At 66.0% G+C, this 8,321-nt stretch carries 8 protein-coding genes; all 8 read left to right on the plus strand.

The window, feature by feature from the left end; all coding sequences use genetic code 11:
* Positions 1–222 precede the first annotated feature (222 nt).
* Complete coding sequence (locus tag PHQ87_RS12110) at positions 223–1,935, plus strand: GDSL-type esterase/lipase family protein (protein ID WP_300234582.1); 1,713 nt, start codon at positions 223–225, stop codon at positions 1,933–1,935.
* A gap of 14 nt (positions 1,936–1,949) precedes the next feature.
* Positions 1,950–3,005, plus strand: a complete 1,056-nt coding sequence (locus tag PHQ87_RS12115; RefSeq protein ID WP_300234585.1) for a glycosyltransferase — start codon at positions 1,950–1,952, stop codon at positions 3,003–3,005.
* 13 nt (positions 3,006–3,018) lie between these two features.
* Entirely contained in the window at positions 3,019–3,960 is a 942-nt protein-coding gene (locus tag PHQ87_RS12120; protein WP_300234588.1) for a lysylphosphatidylglycerol synthase domain-containing protein, read from the plus strand.
* 11 nt (positions 3,961–3,971) lie between these two features.
* The gene (locus PHQ87_RS12125; RefSeq protein WP_300234590.1) at positions 3,972–4,907 is read left to right on the plus strand and encodes a glycosyltransferase family 2 protein; all 936 of its coding nucleotides are present in this window, start codon (positions 3,972–3,974) and stop codon (positions 4,905–4,907) included.
* 14 nt (positions 4,908–4,921) lie between these two features.
* The gene (locus tag PHQ87_RS12130) at positions 4,922–5,875 is read left to right on the plus strand and encodes a glycosyltransferase family 2 protein (protein WP_300234592.1); all 954 of its coding nucleotides are present in this window, start codon (positions 4,922–4,924) and stop codon (positions 5,873–5,875) included.
* Between the two features lie 90 nt (positions 5,876–5,965).
* Positions 5,966–6,718, plus strand: coding sequence for a glycosyltransferase (locus PHQ87_RS12135; protein ID WP_300234596.1), 753 nt, complete (start codon positions 5,966–5,968; stop codon positions 6,716–6,718).
* A gap of 85 nt (positions 6,719–6,803) precedes the next feature.
* Positions 6,804–7,868: a dTDP-glucose 4,6-dehydratase gene (gene rfbB, locus PHQ87_RS12140; RefSeq protein ID WP_300234599.1), complete on the plus strand. Its 1,065-nt coding sequence runs from the start codon at positions 6,804–6,806 to the stop codon at positions 7,866–7,868.
* Positions 7,865–8,321, plus strand: a 457-nt coding sequence (locus PHQ87_RS12145) for an NAD(P)-dependent oxidoreductase (protein WP_300234603.1), incomplete at its 3' end; no start/stop codon positions are given. The genes rfbB and PHQ87_RS12145, both read left to right, overlap by 4 nt.

Raw genomic sequence — 8,321 nt, forward strand, 5'->3', positions numbered from 1 at the left:
ATGCACCCCAGCCTCGCGGACGTCGAACACAAGGTGTTCACCCGCGATCTGTTCGGTAGCGACTGATCAACGGTCGCCGGCTTCCCACCACCATTTCCTTCCTGTCGCCCCATGTCGTACCTGCCGAGATCCTGCGTCCTGTCGGCCATCGCATTGGCCAGCCTCCTAGCCGGCTGCTCCAGTTCGGGGCCAGTGGCCCCGTCCGAGGTAGCCAATCCGTTCGTGTCCGGCAGTGGCGGAGCCGTCCAGGTCAATACCTTGCGGGCTTTCGGTGACAGCTACACCGACAAGCAGTGGACCGACTCGACGGGAACGGCCAACTGGGTCGAGTTGACGCGCAGGCGCGGGCTGGCCCTGAGGACTGAGAACTACGCCATTGGCGGTGCCCGGGCCATGTACGGCGAAAGGCGCGCACTCGACCAGCAGATCACGACCTGGGAAGGCAAGAAGAGCCCGATCGCCGACCGCGACCTGACGGTGATCTACATGGGCCACAACGACATCGGCCGACTCGGCAGCCCCGACAACCTGGTCCGCTCGACCACGGGCTACAAGGACGCGGTGGCACGCCTGGTCAAGGACGGCGCCACCTCGGGGAACAACCGGCTGTTCATCACGCAGTTGCACGATTGGAGCAAGGGTCCGGGTGTCTCCGACGCTGCCCCATACAGCCAGGTGCGCGGCTGGAACAAGATGCTGGGCGAACTGGCCAATGCGACACCGAACGTGATCGCCGTGGACATGTTCACGGTCTTCGAGCGCATCTTCGAAGACCCCGAACGATTCGGCTTCAAGAACGTCACCACCGCCAACGCCTCGCGCTCGTCCATCGACACCCTCTACAACGACGCCACCCATTTCGGCAGCCGCGGGCAGGACATCATCGCCCGGGTCTACCAGCACTACATCTCCCGCGGCTGGAACTGGGCGAGTACGCTGGCAGCCGGTGCCGAGACTGTCTCGCGACTGAACCAGGACATCGACAACGGTACCCTGGTACTGACCTACGCCGATGACACAGGCAAGGTCGCCCCCGGTCTGCGCCTGCTCGCGCTGGGGACCGACCCGGTCAACGGCGTGTTTCAGGGCGGTCGACGCCATCAGAGCGCCTTCCGGCTCGATGACCCGGCGCACGAGCGCATGGGTCTGCGCGCGCCGCGCGGCATCGCGCTCGACTTCGGGTCTGCGGGTTCAGGTTCCGGCGCCGGCAGGACTGCCGACGGTCGCATGGGCCTGGCCTTCGTCCAGTACGGTCAGGACGGCCGCCAGTCCCTGGCGAGCGCCAGCGACCGTGTCTCCAACGCACGCCACTCGAGCGCGACAGCCTTCTACTGGCACCAGCCCGCCGGCGGACTGACATTCAGTACCCAGTTGACGCGCATCGACCACCAGGACCTGAGCCACTCGGCGGACGACATCCTGCAGTTGCAATCCCTCAACCGCACCCGCGGCCAGTCATGGGCTTTCGAACACAAGGTCCGCAAGGCACTCGAATGGCAGGGCTCCAGGGTCACGCCCTGGATGTCCGTCGGTGTCCAGCGTCACCAGTTGAACCCGGCCACCCTGTCATCCCTCTACACCAGCGATGTGCGCTTCAGTTCCAGCGCCAGCCAGTACTGGCTGGCTGGTGTCGGTCTGGACCTGCAAAGTCCCGTCATCGCCATCGACGGCGGTCACAAGTTGCAACTGGGTGGCAGCCTGCAGCACCAGACCAGTCTCTCACGGCGCTCCGTGCAGGTCTTCATGCAGGAATCGGCCAACCAGCTCCAACAAAGCGAAATCTTCCACCAGGGACGCCTCCAGCACACCTACCTGGGCCTGGGCGCCCACATGCAGCTGGCATCGGGCTGGCGTCTGCGGGCCAACTACACGGCCGACCTGCAAAACATCACCGGCGCATCGTCCGTGGCTTTGCTCGCTGACCTCAGCTTCTGAGACGCCGGCATCCGATGAAAATCCTTTATGTCGCCGGCAGGGAGCAGGCCTATTCACGCACCCGCAATGTCATCAAGGCTCTGCGCGACCAGGGCTGTGACGTGGTGCCCTGCACCCCACCCGACAAATCCTTCAAGCACTACCCGCGCCTGTTGTGGCAGACGCTCCTGAAGGCCCCTTCCTGCGACGTGGTGGTGGTCGGTTTCTATGGCCAGTTGCTGATGCCGCTGGTGCGTCTGCTCACCTGGAAGCCCATCGTGTTCGATATGTACATCCTCACGTACGACACGATGGTCTATGACCGGCAGAAGGCCAAGGCAGGTTCGCTCAAGGCCCGCCTCTATGCCTGGAGCGACTGGCTGTCGCACCGGTGCACCCGCCTGTCCATCCTCGACAGCCACCACGTCATCCGCCATTTCGGGCGGGTGATCGGCGGTGACACGTCCCGGTTCCGGCGCCTGTTCCTCTCGGTCGACGATACCGTCATCCACCCGATCGTGCAGCACGAAGAGCGCGACCACTTCCTGGTGCACTTTCATGGCGAATACATCCCGTTCCACGGCGTGCGCCACATTCTCCGGGCAGCCAAGCTGCTGGAGCCCCATGGCGTGCGCTTCCAGATCGTGGGCAAGGGCCAGACCTACGAGGCGGACATGGCGCTGGTGCGTGAGCTGGGTCTGGGCAATGTCACCTTCCACGACCCGGTCCCCTACGCCGAACTCACCCGCTTCATGGCCCGCGCCGACGTGTGCCTGGGCATCTTCGGTGACAATGACCGCGCCAGCCTGGTGCTGACCAACAAGGTGATCGAGGCCATCGGCATGGGCAAGCCGCTCATCACCCGCCGCAATGAGCCGGTGCAGGAGCTGTTGCAGCACGGCGAAAGCGTCTACCTGGTGCCGCCGGCGGACCCGCAGGCCATTGCCGACGCCGTGCTGGCACTCAAGAACGACCCCGCACTGCGTGAGCGCATCGCCCGTCAGGGGCACCAGATCTTCCTGCAGCACTGCACCATGGACCGATTCGGTGCGGCCTTCAAAGCCATCGTCCAAGAAGCTGTGGACGCATAAAGGATCTCCCCACGTGTCCGCCTCCCGCCTGGCCAAAATCGGCCTGAAGCTCGCTGCCTATGCCGTGGTTGCCCTGGCATTCGGGTACTTCCTGCATGCGCTGTATTCGCGCCTGGACGACATCCCCCATATCCACTGGAATGCCCGCAGCATGGCGGCCGTCGTGCTGTCGGTGGCAGGCACCGTCTTCACCATCCTGGTCACCGGCTACCTCTGGCGTGCCTTGCTCAAGGACCATGGCGTCAAGCTCAGGCCCGGCAAGGCCATGCAGATCATGGCCATCTCCCAGTTCGGCAAGTACCTGCCGGGCAACATCGGCCATTTCGCCGGCCGCGCGGCCCTTGGCAAGGCCGCGGGCGTGCCCATTTCGGCCACCGTCAACACCGTGCTGGTCGACATCCTGTGGCATGTCGGCATCGGCTTCGCCTTTGCGGCCCTGGCGCTGCTGACCCAGAGCCAGATCCTCGCCGAGCACCTGCCCGACGGGCTGGATGTGCCGCAGATGGCGGTCATCACCGTGGTCCTGCTGTTCCTGCCCTGGATCGGTGTCACGCTGCTCAACCGCTGGCTGCCGGCCCTCAGCCGCCGCCTGGGTGGCGGCCATCTCATCTCGGCCCCCACCCTCAAAACGGCGCTGGTGGTCGGTTTCCTGATCCTGCTGGGCCTGCACACGCTGGGCGCCATGCTGAAAATGCAGGCGGCCTGGCTGTTCGGCGTCAGCGCCGGCAGCTACTACACGCTCACCATCCTCTATGTGGCGTCCTGGGTGATCGGCTATGTGGTGCCCGGTTCGCCCGGCGGCGTCGGGGTGCGCGAGGCCATGATGATCCTGCTGCTGACCCCGGTGGTCGGTGCCGGAGCCGCCGTTGGACTGAGCATCAGCATGCGTTTGACCAACATGCTCGGCGATGCGGCGGCATTTCTTCTGGGGCTGGCCAGCCGCCGCTGGCTCTGATCACGGGCGACATGCAGGTTCACATCCTGTTGGCCACCTACCAGGGCGCAGCCTTCCTCCAACAGCAGCTGGATTCGATCGCGCGCCAAAGTCATACCGACTGGCGTCTGACCATCAGCGATGACGGGTCCAGCGATGGCACACAGGCGATCTGCGAGCGGTTCGCCCAGACCCACCCTGCGCACACCATCCGCCTGCTCGAAGGCCCCCGGCGCCGTTCGACGGCCAACTTCTTCCACCTGCTGGCCAGCGTCGCCGATGACGATCCCAGCGAATGGTTTGCTTTTTGCGACCAGGATGACGTCTGGCTGGACGACAAGCTCGCGCGGGCCGTCACCGCCCTGGCATCGGCACTCGGCGCAGACAGTTCCGCACAGCCCGCGCTGTACGGTGCCCGCACGCGCTGGGTGGACGAGCACTTGCGCCCGCTGGGCGAAAGCCCCGTGCCGGCACGTCCGCTGGGGTTTGGCAACGCCTTGCTGCAAAACGTGGCCAGCGGCAACACGATGGTCTTCAACCGCCCCCTGCTGCGCCTGCTGCAGGCCTACGACCCGGCGCTCGCCGTCGTGCACGACTGGACGGCCTACCAGTTGGCAACCGGCGCGGGGGGCCTGTTTCATTTCGACCCCACGCCTGCCTTGCTGTACCGCCAGCACGCGGGCAACCTGATCGGCGCGCAGTCCCGCATCCGCGACCGCTTCCAGCGCCTGGGCCTGCTCTGGCAAGGGCAGTACCGGCACTGGGGCGAGCTGACCGAGCGCGGCCTGGGCGCGCTGGCCGACCGCCTGACGCCCCAGGCGCGTCATCAGCTCGACGCTTTCCGCCGCGTCCGCCATGGCAGCAGCGCCCGACACCGGCTCGCCGCCCTGCGCGAAGGGCATCTGTGGCGCCAGACGCTGGCCGGGCAACTGTCGCTCCACCTGGGCGCCGCACTCGGGCGCCTCTGACACCGATCCATTCCATGACCTCACCCACCACGACACCACCCGCCTGCGCCGTCCTGGTCCTGCTGCCGGTGTACAACGGCGTGCGCTTCCTGGCCGAGCAGATCGAGTCCATCCTGAACCAGAGCCTGGCACACGTCTACATCCTGTGCCGCGACGACGGCTCCACCGACCGCTCGCGCGAGGTGCTGGACACGTACCGCCAGCGCCATCCGCAACGCGTCCATGTCCTCGCCGACGACAAAGGCAACCTGGGTGCCTGTGGCAATTTCGCCGAGCTCATGGCGGCTGCCCTGGCCTTCACCCCCCCCGACGTCCCCGCCGGCTGGCCCCTGTACATCGCCCTCTCCGACCAGGACGATCTGTGGCACAGCGACAAACTGGCCATCTGCGCGCAGCGTCTGCAGGCCCTGGAGGCCGGTGACGAGCGCACGCCCGCACTGGTGCACGCCGACTTGCGGCTGGTCACCGAGAATGGCCAGGAAATTGCACCCTCGATGGCCCGATTCCAGGGCTTGCAGGTGCAGCTTCCGGGTTTTGCCGCCCAACTGCTGAGCAACACCGTCACTGGTTGCACCAGCCTGATGAACCAGGCCCTCATCCGCCGCGCCCTGCCCATCCACCCCGAGGCCATCATGCACGACTGGTGGCTCTCGCTGGTGGCCAGTGCCTTCGGGCGCCGCGCCTACATCGACCAGGCCGTCATCGACTACCGGCAGCACCAGGCCAACACCATCGGCGCCAAGAAAAAGGACGAGCCGGTCATCTACCGCTCCATCCTGCACCGCATTTTCGACAACCGCCACGCCGAGATCTTCCGGCTCAATGCCCGCCAGGCGCGTGCCTTCCGCCAGCGCTTCGGCCCGGAACTGACATTCCGCCAGGCCCTGGCCGCTCGCCTGGCCGGCTGGCTTGAGGGCCCTCCCGCCCCCATTCAACGCTTCCTCTACCGCGTGCTGCGCCGGCTATGAACGCGAGCGCAGCACAGAGCCGCCCCTGCCTGCCCACGCACCCTCGGGGAGCAGCGAAGGACATGCCATGACACACGCAGGGGCTCCACGATGAGCATTCGGCTGTCGCTCGTCAGTCATGGCCAGGCACGCCTGGCCAACCAGTTCCTGGCCGACCTGGACGGCAATGCGTCCATCAGCGAGCTGGTCGTTACCGCCAACATCCCGGACGAGCCGCTGCGGCCACCGGCCTCTTTGGCACCGCGGCTGGTCACCAATGCCCGCCCCCAAGGCTTCGCCGCCAACCACAACCAGGCCTTCGAAGGCTGCACCACGCCGTATTTCTGCGTCGCCAATCCCGACATCCGGCTCCAGGGCGACCCGTTCCCTGCGCTGCTGCGCTGCATGCAGGATCCGAAGGTTGGTGTCGTCGCCCCCCTGGTCATCAGCCCCCGCGGCACCGTGGAAGACAACGCCCGCCACTTCCCGACCCCCGCGGGACTGTGGCGCAAGTCGCGCGGCATCGACGACGGACGTTACCCGCTGGTCCCGGGCGAGGGCAAAGCGCGCTCGGTCGAGTGGACCGCCGGCATGTTTCTGCTCTTTCGCAGTTCGGCATTTCGGCATGTGGGAGGATTTGATGATAGATTCCACCTTTACTACGAGGATGTCGATATCTGCGCCCGTCTGTGGCGAGCCGGCTGGAAGGTGGTGTGCGATCCGCGTGTGGTGGTGATCCACGACGCGCAGCGCGCCAGCCACCAAAGACCCCGCTACATGGCCTGGCATGCGGCCAGCATGGCCCGTTATTTCTGCCGGTACCTGGGGCGGCTGCCAGTGGCCACCGCCTACGACGGACCCTGAAGGGCAGCCATCACCGCCCCAGGCAGGCGGCGCAGCCGTCTCCCACCCTCACCCTGACCGCATCACCACAGGACATCGCTGACCCATGATCCTCGTCACCGGAGCTGCCGGCTTCATCGGCGCCAATTTTGTGCTCGACTGGCTGGCCCAGTCCGATGAACCCGTCATCAACCTCGACAAGCTCACCTACGCCGGCAACCTGCACAGCCTGGCCAGCCTGCAAGGTGACGCACGCCACATCTTCGTGCACGGTGACATCGGCGACCGCGCGCTGGTGGACCGGCTGCTGGCCGAGCACCGTCCGCGCGCCGTGGTCAACTTTGCCGCCGAGAGCCATGTCGACCGCTCCATCCACGGGCCGGAAGACTTCATCCAGACCAACGTCGTGGGCACCTTCCACCTGCTCGAATCGGTGCGTGCCTACTGGGGCGGCCTGGAAGGCGAGGCACGGGCGTCCTTCCGTTTCCTGCATGTGTCCACCGATGAGGTGTATGGCACGCTCAGCCCCACCGACCCACCGTTCACCGAACGCAACCCCTACGAGCCCAACAGCCCATACTCGGCCAGCAAGGCCGCCAGCGACCATCTGGTGCGCGCCTACCACCACACCTATGGTCTGCCGGTGCTCACCACCAATTGCTCGAACAACTACGGGCCACTGCACTTTCCCGAAAAGCTCATCCCGCTGATGATCGTCAACGCCCTGGCCGGCAAGTCCTTGCCGGTGTACGGAGACGGTATGCAGGTGCGCGACTGGCTGTTCGTCAAGGACCACTGCAGTGCCATCCGCCGCGTGCTCGAAGCGGGCACACCAGGCGAAACCTACAACGTCGGTGGCTGGAACGAGAAGCCCAACATCGAGATCGTCAAGACCGTCTGTGCCCTGCTCGACGAAATGAGCCCCCGTGCCGACGGCAAGCCCTATGCCGAACAGATCACCTACGTGACGGACCGCCCCGGGCACGACCGCCGCTACGCCATCGACGCCACCAAGATCCACCGCGAGCTGGGCTGGAAGCCAGCGGAAACGTTTGAAACCGGCATCCGCAAGACCGTACGCTGGTACCTCGACAACCAGGCATGGGTGCAGCAGGTGCAAAGCGGTGCCTATCGGCAGTGGATCGACCAGCAGTACGGGCCGCGCGAATGAGCATCCTGCTGATCGGCAAGAACGGCCAGGTCGGCTTCGAACTCCAGCGCTCACTGGCCCCCCTGGGGCCGGTGGTGGCCTTAGGCTCGGCTGAATGCAACCTCAGCCAGCCGGAGAGCATCCGGCAGGCCGTCCGCCGGCACCGGCCCACCATCATCGTCAACGCAGGCGCCTATACCGCTGTGGACCGCGCTGAAACCGAGCGCGACCTGGCCTTTGCCATCAACGGTACCGCGCCCGGCATTCTCGGTGCGGAAGCCTCGGCCATCGGCGCTCTGGTGGTGCACTACTCCACCGACTACGTGTTCGACGGTCACGGAACCCGCCCCTACCGTGAGACGGACCCGACCGCCCCGCAAAGTGCCTATGGCCGCAGCAAGCTCGAGGGCGAAGTGCAGCTTGCCGCGGCCACGCCACGGCACCTGATCCTGCGCACCAGTTGGGTGGTCGGCG

The sequence above is a fragment of the Hydrogenophaga sp. genome (assembly GCF_028698005.1).
Classification (GTDB): domain Bacteria; phylum Pseudomonadota; class Gammaproteobacteria; order Burkholderiales; family Burkholderiaceae_C; genus Hydrogenophaga.

Bases quoted from the DNA above. Each gene is read 5' to 3' on its own strand.
- PHQ87_RS12135 (WP_300234596.1), top strand. From the start codon at position 5,966: ATGAGCATTCGGCTGTCGCTCGTCAGTCATGGCCAGGCACGCCTGGCC.
- PHQ87_RS12125 (WP_300234590.1), top strand. From the start codon at position 3,972: ATGCAGGTTCACATCCTGTTGGCCACCTACCAGGGCGCAGCCTTCCTC.
- rfbB (WP_300234599.1), top strand. From the start codon at position 6,804: ATGATCCTCGTCACCGGAGCTGCCGGCTTCATCGGCGCCAATTTTGTG.
- PHQ87_RS12130 (WP_300234592.1), top strand. From the start codon at position 4,922: ATGACCTCACCCACCACGACACCACCCGCCTGCGCCGTCCTGGTCCTG.
- PHQ87_RS12115 (WP_300234585.1), top strand. From the start codon at position 1,950: ATGAAAATCCTTTATGTCGCCGGCAGGGAGCAGGCCTATTCACGCACC.